General features: G+C 33.0%; 20 protein-coding genes. 8 read left to right on the top strand and 12 right to left on the bottom strand.

Features of this window, described 5'->3' with window-relative positions; translation table 11 throughout:
- The first annotated feature begins 40 nt into the window (after window positions 1-40).
- The 4 genes from VKY41_RS03760 to VKY41_RS03745 are packed head-to-tail and all read left to right on the top strand — an operon-like array spanning window position 41 to window position 3595.
- Window positions 41-889 carry a universal stress protein gene (locus tag VKY41_RS03760; protein WP_500813101.1) on the top strand — a complete coding sequence of 283 codons (849 nt, stop codon included), beginning with the start codon at window positions 41-43 and terminating at the stop codon, window positions 887-889.
- A gap of 54 nt (window positions 890-943) precedes the next feature.
- On the top strand, window positions 944-1780 hold the full coding sequence (locus VKY41_RS03755; RefSeq protein ID WP_500813100.1) for a restriction endonuclease: 837 nt from the start codon (window positions 944-946) through the stop codon (window positions 1778-1780).
- 3 nt (window positions 1781-1783) lie between these two features.
- Complete coding sequence (locus tag VKY41_RS03750; protein ID WP_500813099.1) at window positions 1784-3157, top strand: MBL fold metallo-hydrolase RNA specificity domain-containing protein; 1374 nt, start codon at window positions 1784-1786, stop codon at window positions 3155-3157.
- Between the two features lie 18 nt (window positions 3158-3175).
- On the top strand, window positions 3176-3595 hold the full coding sequence (locus tag VKY41_RS03745; RefSeq protein WP_500813098.1) for a hypothetical protein: 420 nt from the start codon (window positions 3176-3178) through the stop codon (window positions 3593-3595).
- 435 nt (window positions 3596-4030) lie between these two features.
- Here the strand turns inward: VKY41_RS03745 and VKY41_RS03740 are convergent, their stop codons facing one another.
- Window positions 4031-4381 (bottom strand): hypothetical protein, encoded by a 351-nt coding sequence (locus VKY41_RS03740; RefSeq protein ID WP_500813097.1) that lies wholly within the window; start codon window positions 4379-4381, stop codon window positions 4031-4033.
- 108 nt (window positions 4382-4489) lie between these two features.
- Entirely contained in the window at window positions 4490-5734 is a 1245-nt protein-coding gene (locus VKY41_RS03735) for a 3-deoxy-D-manno-octulosonic acid transferase (RefSeq protein WP_500813096.1), read from the bottom strand.
- A gap of 82 nt (window positions 5735-5816) precedes the next feature.
- On the opposite strand from VKY41_RS03735, the gene VKY41_RS03730 reads away from it, so the two are divergent.
- The 3 genes from VKY41_RS03730 to VKY41_RS03720 all read left to right on the top strand — a co-directional run bounded on the left by VKY41_RS03730 (window position 5817) and on the right by VKY41_RS03720 (window position 8325).
- A complete protein-coding gene (locus VKY41_RS03730; RefSeq protein ID WP_500813095.1) occupies window positions 5817-6950 on the top strand; it encodes a DegT/DnrJ/EryC1/StrS family aminotransferase in 1134 nt (377 codons plus the stop codon).
- Window positions 6943-7965 (top strand): UDP-glucose 4-epimerase GalE, encoded by a 1023-nt coding sequence (galE, locus tag VKY41_RS03725; protein ID WP_500813094.1) that lies wholly within the window; start codon window positions 6943-6945, stop codon window positions 7963-7965. The genes VKY41_RS03730 and galE overlap by 8 nt, the downstream gene beginning before the upstream one ends.
- A gap of 168 nt (window positions 7966-8133) precedes the next feature.
- The gene (locus VKY41_RS03720) at window positions 8134-8325 is read left to right on the top strand and encodes a hypothetical protein (protein ID WP_500813093.1); all 192 of its coding nucleotides are present in this window, start codon (window positions 8134-8136) and stop codon (window positions 8323-8325) included.
- Window positions 8326-8357: 32 nt separating this feature from the next.
- On the opposite strand, the gene lspA is transcribed toward VKY41_RS03720, so the two are convergent.
- The 10 genes from lspA to VKY41_RS03670 form a co-directional block, all read right to left on the bottom strand.
- Window positions 8358-8855 carry a signal peptidase II gene (gene lspA / locus VKY41_RS03715; RefSeq protein ID WP_500813092.1) on the bottom strand — a complete coding sequence of 166 codons (498 nt, stop codon included), beginning with the start codon at window positions 8853-8855 and terminating at the stop codon, window positions 8358-8360.
- Entirely contained in the window at window positions 8855-9748 is an 894-nt protein-coding gene (gene fabD / locus VKY41_RS03710) for an ACP S-malonyltransferase (RefSeq protein ID WP_500813091.1), read from the bottom strand. Before fabD ends, lspA begins: the two co-directional genes overlap by 1 nt.
- Before the next feature lie 138 nt (window positions 9749-9886).
- Window positions 9887-11437, bottom strand: a complete 1551-nt coding sequence (locus tag VKY41_RS03705) for an NAD(P)/FAD-dependent oxidoreductase (RefSeq protein ID WP_500813090.1) — start codon at window positions 11435-11437, stop codon at window positions 9887-9889.
- Window positions 11438-11595: 158 nt separating this feature from the next.
- Window positions 11596-12873: a chloride channel protein gene (locus VKY41_RS03700; RefSeq protein WP_500813089.1), complete on the bottom strand. Its 1278-nt coding sequence runs from the start codon at window positions 12871-12873 to the stop codon at window positions 11596-11598.
- 24 nt (window positions 12874-12897) lie between these two features.
- Window positions 12898-13800 carry a dihydrofolate reductase gene (locus VKY41_RS03695; RefSeq protein WP_500813088.1) on the bottom strand — a complete coding sequence of 301 codons (903 nt, stop codon included), beginning with the start codon at window positions 13798-13800 and terminating at the stop codon, window positions 12898-12900.
- 522 nt (window positions 13801-14322) lie between these two features.
- On the bottom strand, window positions 14323-15147 hold the full coding sequence (locus VKY41_RS03690) for a thymidylate synthase (protein WP_500813087.1): 825 nt from the start codon (window positions 15145-15147) through the stop codon (window positions 14323-14325).
- Between the two features lie 135 nt (window positions 15148-15282).
- Window positions 15283-16998, bottom strand: a complete 1716-nt coding sequence (locus VKY41_RS03685; RefSeq protein ID WP_500813086.1) for a NupC/NupG family nucleoside CNT transporter — start codon at window positions 16996-16998, stop codon at window positions 15283-15285.
- An 18-nt stretch (window positions 16999-17016) separates the two neighbouring features.
- Complete coding sequence (locus VKY41_RS03680) at window positions 17017-17631, bottom strand: bifunctional nuclease family protein (protein WP_500813085.1); 615 nt, start codon at window positions 17629-17631, stop codon at window positions 17017-17019.
- Window positions 17632-17795: 164 nt separating this feature from the next.
- Entirely contained in the window at window positions 17796-18755 is a 960-nt protein-coding gene (locus VKY41_RS03675; protein WP_500813084.1) for an electron transfer flavoprotein subunit alpha/FixB family protein, read from the bottom strand.
- Between the two features lie 76 nt (window positions 18756-18831).
- On the bottom strand, window positions 18832-19578 hold the full coding sequence (locus tag VKY41_RS03670; protein WP_500813083.1) for an electron transfer flavoprotein subunit beta/FixA family protein: 747 nt from the start codon (window positions 19576-19578) through the stop codon (window positions 18832-18834).
- A 331-nt stretch (window positions 19579-19909) separates the two neighbouring features.
- Here VKY41_RS03670 and VKY41_RS03665 point away from each other — a divergent pair, with 331 nt between their 5' ends.
- On the top strand, window positions 19910-20887 hold the full coding sequence (locus tag VKY41_RS03665) for a pyruvate dehydrogenase complex E1 component subunit beta (RefSeq protein WP_500813082.1): 978 nt from the start codon (window positions 19910-19912) through the stop codon (window positions 20885-20887).
- The last annotated feature ends 24 nt before the right edge of the window (window positions 20888-20911 follow it).

Here is a 20911-nt window from a genome sequence, read left to right as displayed (position 1 = left end):
TAATATCTATGCAAAATGAAAATATTTAAACATTCAAACTATGAAACAAATACTCCTGCCAACAGATTTTTCAGAAAACTCATGGAATGCTATTTCTTACGCACTCCAATTGTTTAAAGATGAAGTGTGTACTTTTCATTTGTTGAATACTTACACTCCCATTGTATATCACGTTGAATACGTTATGTTAAGTCCTTCACAAATAGGTTTGGAAGATGTTGTAAAACAACAAGCTATAATATCTATGAAGAAGCTTGAACAGAGAATGATAGAGGAGTTTAGTAATCCAAATCATACTTTTATAAGTCAAGTGGTTTTTAATACACTTACTTTAGAAGTGGCAGATCAAGTAAAAGAACACCAAATAGATTATGTTATTATGGGGACTAAAGGGGCTACAGGAGCAAAAGAAGTATTGTTTGGCTCGAATACGGTTCATGTTTTTAAACAAGCAAAATGTCCTGTATTAGCCGTTCCTGATGGTTTTAATTATCAAACTCCAAGTCATATCTTATTTCCAACAGACTACGAAATCGATTATGATGATAACCAGATAAAACCGCTTGTTGAAATATCTAAATACAATGAAGCTAAGATTAATGTTTTAAATGTGTCTTATGGTAGGGAGTTGACTTCAGACCAAAAAAAGAATAAAGTTACCTTGTTCACGAAATTTAAAGACTTAAAACACGAGTTTTTTAGTGTTAAAAGTCAAGAAGTAACTCAAGCAATAAGCGACTTCCAAACGACAACACCAACCGATTTGTTAATAATGATTAATAACAAACATTCATTTTTTGAAAATTTATTTTTTAAATCCACTATTAGTCAGATTGGATTTCATTTGAATATTCCATTTTTGGTAATTCCTTCAAAAACAAAAAAGTAACTAAACAAAAATCGGGAATTCTTAACTTTTCTGATTAGCTTTAACTTCATGAATATGGATCCTAACATAGAAATTATTAAATCTTCAGGAGAAAAAGTGAGATTTTCGATCGAAAAATTACGTGGTTCTTTAAGTCATTCAGGAGCAGACAAAGAATTGGTAGACCAGATAATCAATAAGGTTCGAGACGAATTATATCAAGGCATTTCAACAAAGGAAATTTATAATAGAGCTTTTGCTTTGTTAAAAAAGAAGAGTAGTTGTTATGCTTCTAAATACAAATTAAAAAAAGCCATTTATGAACTTGGGCCAACTGGTTTTCCGTTTGAAAATTTTATAGCCGCTGTGTTTAAATATTCAGGATATAAAGTACAGGTTGGTAAAATATTACAAGGCTCTTGTGTGCCTCATGAAATAGATGTAGTTGCTACCAAAAACGATGAAATGACTATGGTTGAATGTAAGTTTCATAGTGAAGAAGGTAGGAATTGCAACGTAAAAGTGCCACTTTACATAGCTTCTAGGTTTAATGATGTTAAAACTCATTGGGATACCAAGTCGCATAAAACAAAACTAAACGAAGGTTATGTAGTAACTAATACTCGTTTTACCGATGATGCGTTGCAATATGGAAAATGTATAGGATTAAAACTGTTGAGTTGGGATTATCCAAAAGAAGATGGATTAAAGGATAAGATAGTTAGATTAGGTTTGTATCCAATTACGGTTTCAAACTTATTGACTAAAAGAGAAAAACAGTTTTTATTAAGTAGAGATTTAGTTTTATGTAGAGATTTAATTGGAGATTCTTTTTTCTTAGATCACTTGGGTATTTCTGAAGTTAGAAAAGAGAAAATTCTAAAAGAGATAAAAGAACTTTGTAATAGTTAACCCATGAAAAACGTAGTTAAAATTCATTTTTTAGGAGCAGCCGGTGTTGTAACAGGTTCTAAATACCTTTTAGAGACACCCGAGAAAAATATAATGATAGATTGCGGCATGTTTCAAGGTCTTAAAGAATTAAGAGAGTTGAATTGGGAAGATTTATCTGTTGATGTTGAGGATATAGATTTGGTTTTGCTAACACATGGACATTTAGATCATGTAGGTTATTTACCTAGACTTGTTAAACAAGGGTTTCATGGTAAAATAATTGGAACAGCCCCAACCTTAGCTATTGCTGAAATTATTTTGAAGGATAGCGCTAGAATTCATGAGGAAGAAGCTAAAAAAGCCAATGAAGAAAAGTATAGTAAACATGCTCCTGCATTACCTTTTTACACTACTAGCGAAGCTGAAAAAACCATAGATATGTTCCAAATGGAACAAGAAGATAAATGGATTGAATTAACAGAAAACATATTGTATAGATTTCAATACAACGGGCATATTATTGGGGCCACATTTATCGAATTAGATATTCATGGAAAACGTTTTGTGTTTTCGGGAGATATTGGTAGAATCAAAGATTATTTATTGGATAAACCTAAAAAACCAGAGTGGGCAGATGTTTTATTTATTGAAAGTACATATGGAAATAAACTCCACCCAAAAGAAGATGTAGATGGAATATTGTCAGAAATAATTACAGATACAATCCATAAAAAAGGCAACCTAATTATCCCGAGTTTTGCTGTAGAGAGGCTTCAGGCATTAATGTATATTCTTTGGAAATTATATAAAAAAAACAAAATCCCAAACATCCCAATTTTTGTAGATAGTCCAATGGGAAATAATGTTCTGGATGTGTTTAATCATTTTCCAGAGTGGCACAAGCTTTCAAAAGAAGAATATAACGCTATGTGTAGCCATTTTAATATAATTCAATCCTATAAAGAAACCTGGGAAACCATTGATGATAAACGAGCAAAAATAGTTATTGCGGGAAGCGGAATGGTAACAGGAGGAAGAGTTTTGACTTATTTACAACAACTTATAGATGAACCATCAACAACTGTTTTAATAGTGGGGTTTCAAGCGGAAGGAACAAGAGGAAGACAGCTGTTAGAAGGTGTTCATGAAATCAAATTTTTTGGAAAATATTATCCAGTAAAAGCAACCGTTAAGCATATGGAAAGCCTATCGGCTCATGCCGATCAAGAAGGACTTATAGATTGGATGGGAAATATTAAAAATATTCCAGAAAAGATTTATTTAATCCATGGAGAACCTATGGCCTTAGATGCATTTAGGGTTAAAATTAAAGATAAATATAATTGGGAAGCTAGTATTCCAAAGCTTCAAGACACCGTAACAATTGTACTATAATTTATTAAGAATTTTTTTATGAAAACAAGTCAAGAATATAAGAGCTTTAATAACGAAAAAACAATTGCGGAACTGCAATATAATATGCAGCGGTTTCGGGCTAATCTTCAGTTTTTAAAAGAAGATTTAGACTTTTTGAATTTCTTGGTGAATACCTCTATATACAAGGAAAACATGAGGGATCTTTTTGAAAATCTTGAACGATTTAAAAAGGAAATTTTAAAAGCTTTCAATAAATGTGATATGTTAATTACTGAAGCAAATTTTCAGGCCAGCCAAATAACCCAAAAAATAGAATGCGACGAGTTGGCTTGTGATAATTATTTTATTAGTGCTCAAAATAACCTTGAAAAAAATATTTACGATTTTATTATCGAAAGTTATTTGTTAAAAACAGAGATGTATAACTATTTGAAAGGCGTTATTAAAACTGATTAGAAAAATAAAGACAGCCGCTGAAAAACAGTTTTTTGGAGTTACTAACAGCTATGGATAATAAGTAAGGGTGTTTTTGATTTTTGCTTATATTTTTGTTTCAGATGGGGTTAAAAAGTGTTCAAAGTAGGTTTCTTTATGAAAAAGTAAGACTGGCAAATGCTATTTAGGTGTTTTCAAATGTAGGTTGACTAATTGGTGAAGTGCAATGTTTTTTTGTAAATGATAGGTTTGAGAAAAGTTTTTAGGATGTTTTCTTAATCAGTATTTTCAATTTCAGAATTTTTATTGGTTTTTTCAATAGTATAATATCTAAAGTCACGGTTTGTTTATTAACAAATCTTCACCAGTTAAAGAAATTGATATATGATTTTTTAAATAAAAAAAAAGACCCTCAAGTTGTTGAGAGTCTTTATGTTTTAAGAAAGTAAGTTGTAATTATTTACCTTTTACTGCATCAGCAGCATCTTTAGCAGCTTTTTCTGTTGCATTAGCAGCATCTTGAGCAGCTTTACCTGTTGCGTCAGCAGCATTGTCAATAGCTTCACCTGTTGCGTCAGCAGCATTTTCGATTACATTACCAGTTGCATCAACTGCATCTTCGATAGCGTCTCCAGCTTCTTCCATTGCATCACCAACAGTGTCAGCAGCATCAGCAGCAGTTTCTTCAGCAGCTTCAGCAGCGTTTTCAATTGCATCAGCAGCATTTTCTTCTTTTGTATCTCTACAAGAAGTGAATGTTAAACTTAGACATAATAATAGTACTGTACTTAAAAATAATTTGTTCATTAGTTATAGTTTTAGTGTTAAAAATTAATGGTACGAATTTAATAACTTATTTAATAACTTTAACAAATTTTGTTAACAATTTTTAACATAAATTATTTCGGTCGTAAATTAATCATTGTATATACGTAAATAAGACATGATTTGGATTACAGCTCCTCGATTATTTTTAATATAATTTAAATTAATTTGTCCCGATGAAATTCTTAAATTTTCACTATGTATCAGATTATCAATTGTCTGAGCGAGATCTTCTTTTGAATTAACCGAAAACATACCTTGATTTTTTATCATAAATTTAGCCTCAGGAAAATTATTAAAATGTTCACCTATAATAATTGGAACACCAAAAACTGCCGGTTCAAGCGTGTTATGGAGACCTGTTTTGCCTACCGCACCACCTACATAAGCCAGATTTGCATAGTTATAAACCTTAGTTAATAATCCAATTGTGTCTAATATGAGGACTTGAGCGTGAGAAATATTACTTTTTTCTTTCTCAGAAAAGAGTACTGTTTTTTTGTTAATGCCTTGTTTTAATTTTCCAATTTGAGAAGTTTTTATGTTGTGTGGAGCAATTATAAATTTCACATCGTCCGTTTCTAAGGAATTTATGTACGGAATTATAAAAGCTTCGTCTTCAGGCCAAGTGCTTCCCGCAACAATGCAAAGTTTATTGCCTTTAAATTGTTCAATAAAATCTAACTGATTGTCTTGTTCTAATTGACTGTAAACACGATCAAATCTGGTGTCTCCTGAAACACTAACTTCTGAATAACCAATTTTTTCTAATAAGTTTTTTGAATTTTTATCTTGAGTGAAAACATGCTGAAAGGCAAACAAGGCGTTTCTCATGAATTTTCCATAAAATTTAAAGTAAATCTGATTTTCTCTAAACAATGCGGAAATTAGAATAGCTTTTAAACCTCTTTGCTTTAATTCATTTAAAATATTAGGCCAAATATCATACTTTATAAATATGGTTAATTCAGGATGAACTAGGTCCAAAAACGTTTTCGAATTCTTTTTTGTGTCTAATGGCAGGTATACAACTATATCGGCGATTTCAGTATTTTTTCTGATTTCGTATCCAGAAGGAGAAAAGAAAGATAAGACTATTTTATGGTTAGGATAATTTTTTCGTAATTCCTTGAAAACAGGAAGTCCTTGTTCATATTCACCTAAAGATGCGCAATGGAACCATAAAGTTTTGTCGGTTTCTGAAATCTTAGATTTTAATATGTCAAAAGTGCTTTTTCTTCCTTCAACTCCTAATTTAATTTTGTGGTTGAAGATAGAGATTGCTTTTAACGCTATGTTAGCTACGTAAATACCTAAATTATAAATTGGTTGCAATTTTAAATCTTTATTGCTAAAATACACTTCTTTGATAAAATTTCATTGGTTAACGTATACTAATTTTGTAATTTTGCACGGTATGAAAAAAATTCAAATGGTTGACCTTAAAGGTCAGTATAAGGCTATAAAAGATGCTGTTAATCTTGATATTCAAGAAGTAATTGAAAACACATCTTTCATTAATGGACCAAAGGTTCATGAGTTTCAAAAAAATCTTGAAAACTATTTAGGCGTTAAGCACGTTATTCCATGTGCTAATGGTACAGATGCATTGCAAATTGCCATGATGGGACTAGGTTTAAAACCAGGGGATGAGGTTATAACTGCCGATTTTACCTTCGCAGCAACTGTTGAGGTTATCGCGTTGTTGCAATTAACTCCGGTTTTAGTTGATGTTAATCCGGATGATTTTAATATAAATATTGAGGCTATAAAAAATGCCATAACGCCAAAGACTAAGGCTATTGTTCCTGTACATTTATTCGGACAGTGTGCCAATATGGAGGAAATTATGGATTTAGCTAAAGAGCATAATTTATATGTTATTGAAGATAATGCTCAGGCAATTGGCGCAACTTATACATTTAGTAATGGTAAAAAAGCCAAATCGGGAACTATTGGTCACGTAGCTTCAACTTCCTTCTTTCCTTCTAAAAACCTAGGTTGTTATGGAGATGGAGGAGCCATTTTTACCAACGACGATGATCTAGCACATATGATTAGAGGAATTGTTAATCATGGTATGTACGAGCGCTATCATCATGATGTGGTTGGTGTGAATTCTAGATTAGATTCTATTCAAGCAGCAGTTTTAGATGTTAAATTAAAACATTTGGATAACTACAATAAAGCTAGGAGAGAGGCTGCAAATAAATATAACGCCGCTTTTAAAAATATAGATAAAATATCTACACCATTTGAGTATGGTACTCCAGATAACCACGTGTTTCATCAATACACATTGAAGTTAAATGGAGTTGATAGGGATGGGCTAGTAAAGTTTTTAAACGAAAACGATATTCCTTGTGGAGTATATTACCCAATTCCACTGCACAAACAAAAAGCTTATCAGGATTCTCGTTACAATGAATCTGATTTTGTAGTTACAAACCAATTAGTAAAGGATGTAATCTCGTTACCAATGCATACTGAACTAGATGATGAACAAATTGAATTTATTGCATCTAAAATTATAGAATATATAAATGGCTAAAATTTTAGTTACAGGAGGTCTTGGTTTTATAGGCTCTCACACCGTTGTTGAACTTCAAAATAAAGGTTTTGATGTAGTAATTATTGATAATCTTTCCAACTCTTCTATAGAAGTTTTAGATGGAATTTCGTCAATTACCGGAAAAAAACCTGAGTTTTTAAACATAGACTTAAAAGAGAGAAATCTAGTTCAAGACTTTTTTCAGAAACACAATAATATAGATGGTGTTATACACTTTGCTGCAAGTAAAGCTGTAAATGAAAGTGTTAATGAGCCTTTAATGTATTATGAAAACAATGTCAATACATTAGTTTATTTACTTCGGGAATATAATAAATTAGAGACGACAAACTTTATATTTAGTTCATCGTGTACGGTTTATGGAGAGCCGGATTCCTTACCTATTAATGAATCGGCACCTATAAAACCAGCCATTTCACCTTATGGAAACTCTAAACAAATAGGAGAAGAGATTATTAAGGACCTTTGCAAAATTTCGACTAATTTTAACGCTATTTCTTTAAGATATTTTAACCCTATTGGAGCTCATGAAACAGCTTTAATTGGTGAATTGCCTTTAGGAATTCCTCAAAACTTAGTTCCATTTATTACTCAAACTGCAATTGGAAAAAGAGAACAGTTATCTGTTTTTGGTGATGATTATCCAACTATTGATGGTACGTGTATTCGAGACTATATTCATGTTGTAGATTTAGCAAAAGCCCATGTAATTGCTCTAGGAAGACTTTTAGATAAAAATAATAAGACCAATTATGAAGTCTTTAATTTAGGAACAGGAACAGGAAGTTCTGTGTTGGAAGTTATTCAGGCATTTGAACGTGTTTCTGGTGAAAAATTAAATTATCGAATAGCTGAAAGAAGAGAAGGCGACGTGGTTTCAGTTTATGCTGATACCCAAAAGGCAAACGAAGAATTAGGTTGGATGTCTCAATTAACGCTTGAAGATGCTATGCGTTCTGCATGGAAGTGGGAACAAAAAATTGCTAATTCCTAAAAAATGAGGATTCTTTAAGAAATAGACTACAAAAGTAGTAATCTGATAATAAATCAAGCCATCTATTAGTGGATTGAGGAATCGATATTGATTATCAATGCTTTAGGTTGTTTTATTTGGAATTGGCCAATAAAATTCGTTACTTTGTGCAAAATGATAACGGAAAACATGAAATTGATTACAGTACAAAGAGAAACAAAAGAAGAGAAAAGGTATACACCTAAAATGGGAGAGTTACTTACAAAAGTAACTTATATTCGGAAAACGTTTTTGAGCATTCCAATCAAAACAATTCACAAATATCGAGAAACCTATTATGGTGAAGTTAAAGATTGCGAAGCTTGTAATCTAGCAAGATAAAAAAATAAAGCCTCTAAAAATAGAGGCTTTTTTTATGTAGTTTTTGTTTCTTTTCGTGTTTTAAATCCAGCATATAAAAGAAGTCCAAGTCCTAGCATGACTGACATATCAGCAAAATTGAAAATTCCAGTTCTAAAAACTCCTCCTAAATCAATGTGGAAGAAATCTGTTACAGATCCATATACTATTCTATCGTAAACGTTAGCAATTCCTCCTCCAACTATACAGCAGAATCCTATTAAAGATAGTTTGTCTAGTTCCTTGTTTCTAATTATATGAACTGTTACATATCCTAATACTAGTATTGGTAAAAGCAAGAGAAAGACAATTCTTAAAGTAGGATTTAAATCACTTCCCATACCAAGAAATGCACCTGCATTCTCTACATTATGTAATGTAAATAAATTTCCAATTATAGGAGTTTCGCTTCCAGGAACAACATAAAGACGTGTTAAAACCTTAGTAATTTGATCTAGAGCAATATTTACTATAATAAGAAGAACAATGAATGTATTTCGAGATAATTTCATTAAGCTTCTTTTGTATAATTAGCCGCAGCTGTTTGTGCTTCTCTATTAATTTTTTTCACCAAGCCTTGCAAAACATTTCCTGGACCAACTTCAGTAAATAAAGTAGCTCCATCGGTAATCATTTGCTGTACAGATTGTGTCCATTTTACAGGAGCAGTCAATTGCGAAATTAAGTTGGTTTTAATTGCTACCGCATCTACTACTGCAGAAGCTGTTACATTTTGATAAATTGGGCAGTTTGGTTTGTTGAAAAACGTGTTTTCTATTGCTGCAGCCAATTCCTCTCTAGCAGGTTCCATTAAAGGCGAATGAAACGCACCACCTACAGGAAGTACTAGAGCACGTCTAGCTCCTGCTTCTTTCAAGGCTTCACACGCTTTGTTGACAGCTTCTACTTCTCCTGAAATAACTAGTTGTCCAGGACAGTTGTAATTTGCAGCTACAACAACTCCTTCAGTATTGGCGCATATTTTTTCAACTATATTGTCTTCTAAACCTAAAACAGCAGCCATTGTGCTTGGTTGAAGTTCGCAAGCTTTTTGCATGGCTATAGCACGTTTTGAAACTAGTTTTAATCCGTCTTCAAAGGTTAATGTACCATTTGCTACTAATGCAGAAAACTCTCCAAGAGAATGTCCAGCCACCATATCTGGTTTAAAACTATCTCCTAAAGTTTTAGATAAAATTACTGAATGTAAGAAGATTGCAGGCTGAGTTACTTTTGTTTCTTTTAAATCTTCAGCCGATCCTTGAAACATCACATCTGTAATTGAAAAGCCTAAAATACTGTTGGCTTGTTCAAACAATTCTTGTGCTAAAGTAGAATTCTCGTAAAGGTCTAAACCCATACCTGAAAACTGTGCGCCCTGACCTGGAAATATAAATGCGTTCATGTATTTTTAATTTTAGTGCTGCAAAAATAGGAATTAAATATTAGTTTTCAGTATTCCATAGATGCGGTAATAAAAGTGGCTCTGATCCATCTATTATTTTGTTTGTGGAAAAGTAAATTCTTATTTTCTATTGAAACTTTACTTACACGCAGCTTCGGCACATCTTTCTCCATCCATGGCTGCAGAAACAATACCTCCCGCATAACCAGCACCTTCACCACAAGGGAATAGACCTTCTATTTCTGGATGTTCTAGATTTTCATTTCTAGGAATACTAATAGGGGATGAGGTTCTGCTTTCTACACCAACTATGTTGGCTTCGGAAGTGTAATAACCTTTCATTTTGTCACCAAAAGCTTTAAATCCTTGACGTAAACTACCACCAATTAGTTTTGGTAGAAGTGAATGTAAAGGGGCTGACTTTAGTCCTGGCTGATACGATGTTGGATTTAAATCTGTTGATAATTTTCCTTCAACAAAATCTGTTAATCGTTGCGCTGGTGCAGTTTGTGTTCTACCTCCAGCAGTGAAGGCTAATCGCTCTAAATCCTTTTGATATTCTAAGCCTTTTAATACGCCAAAATGTTCGTAGGAAGGAAAGTCCTTTTCTACATTCAGTTCTACAATGATACCCGAATTTGCAAAAAGATTGTTTCGTTTTGATGGCGACATTCCATTTACAACAACTTCTCCATTGGCAGTAGCTGCTGGTACAATAAATCCTCCTGGACACATGCAGAATGAATAAACACCTCTGTTATTTACTTGTTGCACTAAGCTATAAGAGGCTGCTGGAAGTAGTTCATCTCTTTTTCCAGAACAATGATATTGAATAGAATCTATTATGTGCTGTGGATGTTCCACACGGACTCCCATAGCAAACGACTTTGCTTCTATGGCAATATTTTTTTTGTGTAATAAGTAGAAAATGTCTCTAGCCGAATGACCTGTTGCAAGAATTACACGATCTGCAGCTAGTTCATCACCATTTAATAATTGGATGGCGTATATTTTATTGTTCTTGATTTTAAAATCGGTAACACGAGTTTCAAAATGGACTTCACCACCATGTTTTATAATGGTTTCACGAACATTAGTAACTACTTTTGGAAGTTTGTTAGTTCCAATATGTGGGTGTGCATCAACTAAAATCTGATCTGTGGCACCATGAAATACTAGGTTTTCAAAAATTCTCCTAACATCACCACGTTTTAAACTTCTTGTGTATAATTTCCCATCGCTATACGTTCCAGCCCCACCTTCACCAAAACAATAATTTGAGTCCTCGTTTACAAAATGGTTTTGGTTGATAGCTTTTAAATCTCTACGCCTGTCTTGAACATTTTTTCCGCGTTCTAGAACAATAGGTTTAAACCCCAACTCAATACATCGTAATGCCGCATACATGCCAGCTGGTCCAAAACCTATAATATGAACAGGTTTTGCTTTTGAAACATCTTTATAATCGAAAGTGTATTCAGAAGTTTTTGGAACCGGTTCATTTATATAAACAGCTACCTTATAATTTAAAATTATTTTAGGTTTTCGGGCATCGATAGACTTACGGAGAACTTTTACTCCAGAGATTTTATCCCTGGACATGCCTAAATTTTCGGCAGATTTTATTAAAAGAATATTAGGAATTTCTTCTTCTTTTAAACTAATGCGTAGCTGAAGCTCTTTTATCATGCTGTAAAATTAGGAAAAAATAGGAGATGCTAGTATGTTCTTGTAAAGTTGTTTTGTTGTAAGGTTGATAATTCCAAATCCATTAAAATACTAGTCTTAAAAAGTTTCTGTTTATATAACAATACAATCCGTTCATTCTATTTTTTAAACATTCATTACTATTCTTCGTCCTCACTCTTCAACTGTGTTGAAATAAATGGAATTTTCGGAGCCAAAAAGTACCCAGTTAAACTAGCAAATAGAATAGGAATAAAATATGAAAATCCAGTTAAAGTTGCTAATAAAATGGTTGTACTCATGGGTGTTCTAGTTACGCAAGCATTTATGGCGGCCATACAACTAACTATGGTAAGTGATAAACTTATAGAGGGAATAAAATGATGTATTATTAAGCCTAAAGTAGCTCCTGTAAAAAATAACGGAATTATAAACCCTCCTCGCCATCCGGATGTAACGGTAATAGAAATAGCTAATATTTTTAAAAATAAAATAGCAACCAACATTTGGATAGTAAAATCGCTTGATAATAGAGTAGAAAGTTCGTAATGACTAAAATACCTAGTAATTGGTACATAAAAAACGATTATACCAAGTAAAATACCGCCAATTAAGGTTTTTATATAAATTGGAACTTGTAGTTTTTCAAAAGTATTTTTGAGAAACTTAGTGCAGAAAATAAAAATCCATCCAAAACAAGTGGCAATAACCGCAAAAAATACGGCATATAAAAAATCGAACTTATTTAGCATTTCATATGTTGGTAAAACCCAAAGTGCTCCAAGATCTAACTGTGTTATTAATGCGAAAACTAAATAACTAAAACAACTAGCAACAAATGCTGGCATAATAGCTTTGTAATATTCCACAGCGTGTTCGTGATGTAAAATCTCTAGAGCAAACAAGCTGCCTCCTAAAGGTGCGCCAAACATGGCTGTAAATCCAGATGCCATTCCGGCAATACTCATAGACCTCAAGTCTTCGCCTTTCAATCTAAAAATTTTCCCAAGCCACGTTCCAGATGACCCTATTACCTGAACTAATGGGGCTTCTGGACCCAGACTTCCTCCAGAACCAATACATAGTAAGGAAGACAAAAGCATGGATGGATTATTTTTAGGATCTAATTTTCCTTTCTTGAAACGGATGTTGTTTACTATTAATTGAATTTCTCCTGGATCTCCAATAAAATGAATAATTAAACCGACTAATAGCCCGGAAATAGCCATAGTTGGAATTACCAACCAGCCTTGAAAGTAAGCAAGTTGATGAGTAATAAACTCTAAGGTTATCCAATATAAACCAGCAATAATTCCACCAAACAGCCCCAGTAAAGCCCATAGTAGAAACTTTCTACTAAAAACAAAAGGATTAAATCGAATAGGTTGATCTAAAAGGTTTAAGTATGTAACTAATTGCCTTTTCCTTTTTAGTTTCACTTTTAGTTGTTTTATAATTGAATTTTATGCTCTTACATAAGTTATAAACGAGAAATCATGGGGGTGTTTTTCGTCTTTTGTATGACTGGTTTTGCTAACTTCCTTCCAAATAGTTGGGTCTATTTTAGGGAAAAATGTGTCAGCATCGAAACTTTCATGAACTCTAGTAAGTTCTATTTTATCTGCGAAAGCCATGGCTTGTTTGTAAATTTCTCCTCCACCAATTACAAATGGCTGTTTGTCTGATTTAGAGGCATCGAAGGCATCTTCTAAATTACTTACTACAATAACTCCTGCAGGAACTTGATAATCTGCTTGCCTAGAAATAACTATATGTGTTCTATTTGGTAATGGTTTAGGAAAACTCTCAAATGTTTTTCTTCCCATAATAATATGATGGCCGTTAGTAAGAGTTTTGAAACGTTTTAGGTCATCACTTAAATGCCAAATTAATTGGTTGTCTTTACCAATGGCGTCGTTTTCTCCTGCAGCAACTATTAATGTTATTTCAGAATTCTTAGGTTTGGGCAGTTTTATTGTGTTTTCAGTTGGAAGCGGATTTTCTTTTTCTATTTTTTGCTTTAATTTGGCAATTCGTTCCTTTTGTAAAGCTACTAATTTGTTAAGCTGTTCTTTTTCCCAAGTTTCACCTAAAAACTTATTTGTAAAATATACATTGAAAGCGTGATATAGTAATATTAAAAACCAAGCAATAATGGCATATACAAACCAGTTAATTCCAAAAGGATTGACTGCTTCGCCCACATTAAAACCTAAATTAGCAACTATGAAAGCAAGGGATCCAATTAAAAACAATACAAAATGAATGTATAGTCTTCGTTTTTGCTTAATACGTTTTTGGGCAGTTTTAATTAATTCTAATTGCTCCTTATCTATTTGAGGAGTCTCTTTTTTCTTTCCAAACATGGTTTAAATTGTTTGTGTAAATTTAGTGTATTTTTCATGAATTTTTAGAAGCAGATGGTCATTAAAATTTCCATTGAGGTAGCTACTAGTTGGTCATTTTTAAATCCAGGTTCATTTAGTTTTAGCAAACGCTTTAATATATATCATTTTTACTGCGATTGCTTTTTTGGAGCTAAGCTGTGATGTTTTTTACTTCACCTTTTTGTTTATGATGAAGTTTACTATGAATTGGGTAGATTTATCAAGGGGAAAGTGTTATTCTACCAATGCTTAATCAATACAAGCGGCTAAATAGTCTTTAATTTTATTAATAGAACCTCCTTTGTATTATTTATGTTTTCACTGACATTTGTGGTTGAAAAATAAGAATAGGCTAGTAGTGAAGAAAAGCAGAGTTGGTGGTATTTCAGGAATTGTGTTTTTAATTAAATAGTGTCAAGCTTTAAATATTGTTGAAAACACCCTATTAGCCCAATAACTGATATATTAGGCTATTGATAAATAGACGTAAAACGAGTTTTATTAAATGGCAACCTTCCCTTTTATATGTGGATGTGGATTATAATCTTCCAAAGTAAAGTCTTCAAACTTAAAAGCAAAAATGTCTTTCACTTTAGGGTTTATGCGCATTTTTGGAAGCGGTTTAGGATCTCTTGATAGTTGTAATTCTAATTGTTCTTTATGATTGTTGTAAATGTGAGCATCGCCAAAAGTGTGGATAAATTCACCAGCCTCGTAACCGCATACCTGAGCCATCATCATAGTAAATAATGCATAAGAACCAATGTTAAATGGTACGCCTAAAAAGATGTCTGCACTTCGTTGGTATAACTGACATGATAATTTTCCGTCGGCCACATAAAATTGAAAAAAAGCATGGCAAGGAGGAAGGGCAGCTTTTCCGTTAGCTACATTTTCACTAAAACTTTTTGAAGTGTCTGGTAAAACTGAAGGATTCCATGCGGAAACCAACATACGACGGCTATTTGGATTCGTTTTTAAAGTTTCTACTATATCTTTAATTTGGTCAATTTCATCACTATTCCAGTTTCTCCATTGATGTCCGTAAACCGGACCTAAATCTCCATTCTCATCGGCCCATTCGTTCCAGATTCGAACACCGTTTTCTGTTAGATATTTAATATTCGTGTCGCCTTTTAAAAACCAAAGTAATTCGTAAATTATAGATTTTAAGTGTAATTTTTTTGTGGTTACCATTGGGAAACCTTCACTTAAATCGAAACGCATTTGATAACCAAAAACACTTTTAGTTCCAGTTCCTGTTCTATCTCCTTTTTCGTTTCCGTTTTCTAATACGTGTTTTACTAAATCTAAATATTGTTTCATAATCACTATCCCAAAAAGTGGGATTGGTTTTTAAAATTCAACTAAATTTTATAAAATATAAAAATAGATAAAAGCTTCTATTTAACTAATTGTAAAATGTACAAACCGTAATAATTTATTTGTGACGATTTGTTGTTATCCAATTATCATTCCTGCAATAGTAGCAGAAATTAAAGAAGCAATAGTTCCACCAATTAAGGCTTTTATACCAAATTCAGACAAGGTTTTTCGCTGTCCTGGGGCTAGAGAACCAATTCCTCCAATTTGAATTCCTATTGAAGCAAAGTTAGCAAATCCACATAGCATGTAAGTAGCCATTATAATAGATTTATTATAATTTAAATGTACTGTATTAGCTACGTTTTTTAAATCGGCTAGCTGGATGTATCCAACAAATTCACTAGCCACTAATTTAATACCTAATAGTTGGCCCATCATCATAATATCTTCCTTTGCTACACCAATTAACCACATTAAAGGAGCAAAAATAGTTCCTAAAATAGCTTCAAGTGAAAGTGTAGGATATGGTGTGTTTTCGGCCATCCAAGTGTTTATGGTAGAAAAATCTCCAACCCAGCTCAAAATACCATTTATCATGGCAATAAAAGCAACAAAAACCAATAGCATAGCACCAACGTTTACAGCTAATCTTAAACCTTCAGTTGTTCCGTTTGCAATAGCATCAAGAATATTCGAACCTATTTTTTCTGAAGAAACTTCTATTTCATAATTTATTTTCTCGGTTTGAGGATATAGTATTTTTGAAATAACAATAGCACCCGGTGCAGCCATAACTGATGCAGCTAATAAATGTTTTGCGTACACTAGTCGTAAGGCAGGGTCGTCTCCTCCAAGAAAACCAATATAAGCAGCAAGTACTGCTCCAGCTACTGTTGCCATACCACCAATCATAACCAATAGCATTTCACTTTTGGTCATTTTTTCCAAATACGCCTTTATTAAAAGAGGCGCTTCTGTTTGGCCTAAGAAAATGTTTCCAGCAACACTTAAACTTTCTGCTCCAGAAATTTTTAATAACTTACTTAATAGCAGAGCCATTAATTTTACTACTTTTTGAATGATTCCTAAATAGAATAAAACAGAAGTTAATGCTGAAAAGAAGATGATGGTTGGCAATACTTGAAAAGCAAAAATAAAACCAAAAGTATCCATATCTACCACAAGGCCTTCGAATAGGAATTTACTTCCAGCTCGAGTAAAATCTAAAATACTTATAAAAACCTGTCCAACAGACTCAAATCCGCTTTGTATAAAAGGTACTTTTAAAACCCCAATTGCAATTAATAATTGAAAAGCTAATCCAAGGATAACCGTTCTCCAACTGATAGCTCTTTTATTGGAGCTAAAAAGAAAAGCAATAAAAACTAAGGAAATCATTCCTAAGACACCTCGCCATAAACTGTTAAATGAGAAACCTTCACTAGGTTTAATCTTATCATCAATATTAAGGGCAACCACAGCTTCGCTTTCAGTAGTCTGTACACTAGTAAAGTGATAGGCGTTTTCTTTTTCTGTAAGTACTAAGGTGGAATCGGTGAGGGTGTTTATTCGATACCTTCTAATAGAATCATACGGTTTATTGAAATAAAAAACCAATAAATTATTTTGGTGGAGATAATCTCCAAAAGCATTCAGGGAATCGCTACTGACAGTAAAATTAAAAATCCCTTCATGAAGTTCTAAGGCATCTATGTTTTTATTAGTAGATATATGTGTACCGTTTTGGTCTTGAATGCTTTCTAGTTGCCATTTTTTATCTAGTTCTTGTGCTTGGGTACTTAAATTTAGTCCAAAAAAAATAGCTACAATGGCTAATAGAAATTGTTTCATTTGTAAGTTTTGGGTTGGTTATCTTTTAGAAATTTCGTCACGAATTTTTGCAGCTTTTTCATAATCTTCGTTACTCACTGCTTCGTTTAAAAGGTTGTGCAATTCGTCCAATGTTTTATTTGTGTAGACATCTTTAGGTGAGCTAGGCTCTAATTCGTCAGCAAGAAGATCGTCTACTAAAACGCTGTCCTGTTCAGTTCTGCCTTCCATCTTAGGATCTACTTTCAGGTAAATACCTGCTTTATCTAAAATGTTTTTGTAGGTAAAAATAGGAGCGTTAAAGCGAAGAGCCAAGGCAATGGCATCGCTAGTTCTAGCGTCAATAATCTCTTCAACACCATCTCGTTCGCAAATTAAGCTAGAGTAAAAAACCCCATCCACCAATTTGTGGATAATTACTTGCTTCACGACAATTTCATATCTGTCTGCAAAATTTTTAAAGAGATCGTGGGTTAGCGGTCTTGGAGGTCTTATTTCTTTTTCAAGGGCAATAGCAATGGATTGCGCTTCAAAAGCGCCAATAACAATAGGTAATTTCCGTTCGCCATCAATTTCGTTTAAAATAAGTGCGTAAGCACCATTTTGGGTTTGACTGTAGGATATTCCTTTGATATTAAGACGTACTAAACTCATAAATTTTTAAAAAACAAAGAACTGTTTAAATTAGGACTTTACCAACTGCGTAAAGCATATTTAATGATTTTGTTTTTATGATTTACAAAATCTAAGTAGCTATAGCTATAGTAATAATGCTATTTAAACAGTTCTTATTAACAATACAAGTTATAAAAATAATTCTATTGTTGTGCTTTAAAAGCTTTTAATTTTTCGATTAATTTAGGTACTACTTCAAAAGCATCCCCTACAATTCCATAATCAGCAGCCTTAAAGAAAGGTGCTTCAGGATCTGTATTGATAACTACTTTCACTTTACTTGCACTTACACCTGCAAGATGTTGAATAGCACCAGAAATCCCTATAGCAATATATAGATTTGCAGCTACAGGTTTTCCTGTTTGTCCTACGTGTTCGCTATGAGGTCTCCAACCTAAATCACTTACTGGCTTAGAGCAAGCTGTTGCTGCGCCTAAAACCTGAGCAAGTTCTTCAATCATTCCCCAGTTTTCAGGACCTTTAAGACCACGTCCACCAGAAACAACTATTTCTGCGTCTGCAATGGTTACTTGTCCGGTAACTTTATCTACAGATTCAACTTTTACTCCTAATTCTGGAATTGAAGGTGAAAAATCTTCAGCAGTTGCACTTGCTGAATTTTCTTTAACTCCAAATGCATTTTTAGATACTCCAACTATTTTTACATCTGTATTAATAGCAGTCATATTAAATGCTTTGTTTGTAAAAGCAGTACGTTTTACTGTAAAAGGTGAGGTACTTGTAGGTGCTTCAACTACGTTAGACGCATAACCAGCGTTTAAGTCTATAGCTAAAAGCGGAGCTAAATATTTACTATCAGCGCTTGAACTTACTACAATTACTTTTGTTCCTTCTTGCTTAGCTGCTTGAGCAATAGCACTTGCGTAAGCAGTAGCATTAAAAGATTCTAGTTGCGAGTTGTTTACTTTCAAAACTTTATCTACCCCGTAATTAGCAAGAATAGATGTGTCGTCTGCATTAAAAGTAATTGCAGTAACGGTTGTTCCCATTTGGTCTGCAACTGTTTTTGCATAAGAAGCAACTTCTAAAGCTGTTTTTTTAAAGGTTCCTTTATCGGATTCTGTATATACTAAAACTGACATAATTTTTTCAAAATATAAATTTCAAAAAACATATTCCAAATTTTAAAATCTTGGAATTGTGTTCGAAATTTGGTTATTAAATGACTTTTGCTTCGTTATGAAGTAAGTTTATTAATTCGTCTATATTATCTGGATCGATTAATTTGATAGCACCCTTTGGAGCAGGTTTTTCAAATTTTACAGATGCCGTTTCTGTGTTTGCATCTACAGGCTCAACCACTTTTAAAGGTTTTTGACGAGCCATCATAATTCCTCTCATGTTTGGAATACGTAAATCACTTTCGTCAACCAAACCTTTTTGTCCACCAATAACTAAAGGTAAAGATGTAGAAACAGTTTCTTTTCCACCATCAATTTCTCTTACAGCTTTGGCATTTGTTCCGTCAACCTCTAAGCTAATACAGTTAGTTACAAAGTTTGCCTTAATTAAACCAGCAAGCATTCCTGGAACCATTCCACCATTATAATCAATAGATTCACGTCCAGCAATTACTAAATCGTAACCTCCATCTTGAACAACTTTAGCTAATTGTTGTGCTACAGCAAAACCATCTGTTGCTTCGGTATTTACTCTAATAGCACTGTCTGCACCTATAGCTAATGCTTTACGTAAAGTTGGCTCTGTTTCTGGACCTCCAACATTCACTACATCTACACTAGCGCCTTGTTTTTCTTTAAACCACATAGCTCTAGTTAAACCAAATTCGTCATTTGGGTTAATTACAAACTGCACGCCATTAGTGTCAAACTTGGTATCTCCTTCAGTAAAATTAATTTTTGAAGTCGTATCAGGTACATGACTAATACATACTAATATTTTCATTTTTTGAATAATTTATATGTTTATATTTCTATTTTAACTAGTTAGTAAAATTTGAAATTCAGGCTAAAAATAGCACACTAAATACTGCCAACTAGATTGAGGTGACGAAGTTACTTATTTTATTCAAAATATTTGCTATGCACGCATAATAAATTTGAAAAAAACAAAATATTTTGAGGCGTGCGTTGTTTTATGTATTAAAATATTTTTCAGGGTTTTATTTTTAGTATTGTTATATGTCGATTTAATTATGAATAATTCCTATTTTTGTCCTCCTTTATAATAAGTATTAATTAAAAAGTTCTTTCAGTTTGAAAGACATGAAACCGGAATGAAAACAATTCAATTTAGAGAAGCTATATGTGAAGCCATGAGTGAAGAAATGCGCAGAGATGAAAGCATTTACTTAATGGGAGAAGAAGTAGCAGAATATAATGGTGCTTATAAAGCATCTAAAGGAATGTTGGATGAATTTGGTCCAAAACGTGTTATAGATACGCCAATTGCAGAGCTAGGTTTTGCTGGTATAGCTATTGGCTCTACCATGACAGGAAACAGACCTATTGTAGAGTTTATGACCTTTAACTTCTCCTTGGTTGGAATTGATCAAATTATAAACAACGCAGCAAAAATTAGACAAATGTCTGGTGGACAATTTTCTTGTCCTATAGTTTTTCGTGGGCCTACAGCTTCTGCTGGGCAGTTAGCAGCAACGCACTCACAAGCTTTTGAAAGCTGGTTTGCAAATACACCTGGTTTAAAAGTAGTTGTCCCATCAAATCCATACGATGCAAAAGGGCTTTTAAAATCGGCTATTCGTGATAATGATCCAGTTATTTTCATGGAAAGCGAGCAAATGTATGGTGATAAAGGTGAAGTGCCAGAAGGAGAATATACTATTCCATTAGGGGTTGCAGATATTAAAAGAGAAGGGAAAGATGTAACTATTGTTTCTTTTGGAAAAATTATCAAGGAAGCTTACAAAGCAGCTGACGAGTTAGAAAAAGAAGGGATTTCTTGTGAAATTATCGACCTTAGAACAGTTCGTCCGTTAGATAAGGAAACCATCTTACAATCGGTTAAAAAGACTAATAGATTGGTTGTGTTAGAAGAAGCTTGGCCTTTTGGAAATGTAGCTACTGAAATAACTTATATAATTCAATCTGAAGCATTTGATTATTTAGATGCTCCAATTATAAAGATTAATACAGCAGATACCCCTGCGCCATATTCACCAGTTTTATTTGAACATTGGTTGCCAAATAGTGATGATGTGGTAAAAGCGGTTAAAAAAGTTTTATACAAATAAAATTTTCATATTTTAACTTACTTA

The organism is Xanthomarina sp. (assembly GCF_035306605.1).
In the GTDB taxonomy this organism is placed as follows: Bacteria; Bacteroidota; Bacteroidia; order Flavobacteriales; family Flavobacteriaceae; genus Xanthomarina.
The sequence above is the reverse complement of the archived record's forward strand: the minus strand, read 5'-3'. Positions and strand labels throughout refer to the sequence as shown.

Excerpts from the sequence above, each read along its gene's own strand:
- VKY41_RS03760 (WP_500813101.1), top strand. The coding sequence starts at position 41 with ATGAAACAAATACTCCTGCCAACAGATTTTTCAGAAAACTCATGGAAT.
- VKY41_RS03755 (WP_500813100.1), top strand. The coding sequence starts at position 944 with ATGGATCCTAACATAGAAATTATTAAATCTTCAGGAGAAAAAGTGAGA.
- VKY41_RS03750 (WP_500813099.1), top strand. The coding sequence starts at position 1,784 with ATGAAAAACGTAGTTAAAATTCATTTTTTAGGAGCAGCCGGTGTTGTA.
- VKY41_RS03745 (WP_500813098.1), top strand. The coding sequence starts at position 3,176 with ATGAAAACAAGTCAAGAATATAAGAGCTTTAATAACGAAAAAACAATT.
- VKY41_RS03740 (WP_500813097.1), bottom strand. The coding sequence starts at position 4,381 with ATGAACAAATTATTTTTAAGTACAGTACTATTATTATGTCTAAGTTTA.
- VKY41_RS03730 (WP_500813095.1), top strand. The coding sequence starts at position 5,817 with ATGAAAAAAATTCAAATGGTTGACCTTAAAGGTCAGTATAAGGCTATA.
- galE (WP_500813094.1), top strand. The coding sequence starts at position 6,943 with ATGGCTAAAATTTTAGTTACAGGAGGTCTTGGTTTTATAGGCTCTCAC.
- VKY41_RS03720 (WP_500813093.1), top strand. The coding sequence starts at position 8,134 with ATGAAATTGATTACAGTACAAAGAGAAACAAAAGAAGAGAAAAGGTAT.
- lspA (WP_500813092.1), bottom strand. The coding sequence starts at position 8,855 with ATGAAATTATCTCGAAATACATTCATTGTTCTTCTTATTATAGTAAAT.
- fabD (WP_500813091.1), bottom strand. The coding sequence starts at position 9,748 with ATGAACGCATTTATATTTCCAGGTCAGGGCGCACAGTTTTCAGGTATG.
- VKY41_RS03705 (WP_500813090.1), bottom strand. The coding sequence starts at position 11,437 with ATGATAAAAGAGCTTCAGCTACGCATTAGTTTAAAAGAAGAAGAAATT.
- VKY41_RS03695 (WP_500813088.1), bottom strand. The coding sequence starts at position 13,800 with ATGTTTGGAAAGAAAAAAGAGACTCCTCAAATAGATAAGGAGCAATTA.
- VKY41_RS03690 (WP_500813087.1), bottom strand. The coding sequence starts at position 15,147 with ATGAAACAATATTTAGATTTAGTAAAACACGTATTAGAAAACGGAAAC.
- VKY41_RS03685 (WP_500813086.1), bottom strand. The coding sequence starts at position 16,998 with ATGAAACAATTTCTATTAGCCATTGTAGCTATTTTTTTTGGACTAAAT.
- VKY41_RS03680 (WP_500813085.1), bottom strand. The coding sequence starts at position 17,631 with ATGAGTTTAGTACGTCTTAATATCAAAGGAATATCCTACAGTCAAACC.
- VKY41_RS03675 (WP_500813084.1), bottom strand. The coding sequence starts at position 18,755 with ATGTCAGTTTTAGTATATACAGAATCCGATAAAGGAACCTTTAAAAAA.
- VKY41_RS03670 (WP_500813083.1), bottom strand. The coding sequence starts at position 19,578 with ATGAAAATATTAGTATGTATTAGTCATGTACCTGATACGACTTCAAAA.
- VKY41_RS03665 (WP_500813082.1), top strand. The coding sequence starts at position 19,910 with ATGAAAACAATTCAATTTAGAGAAGCTATATGTGAAGCCATGAGTGAA.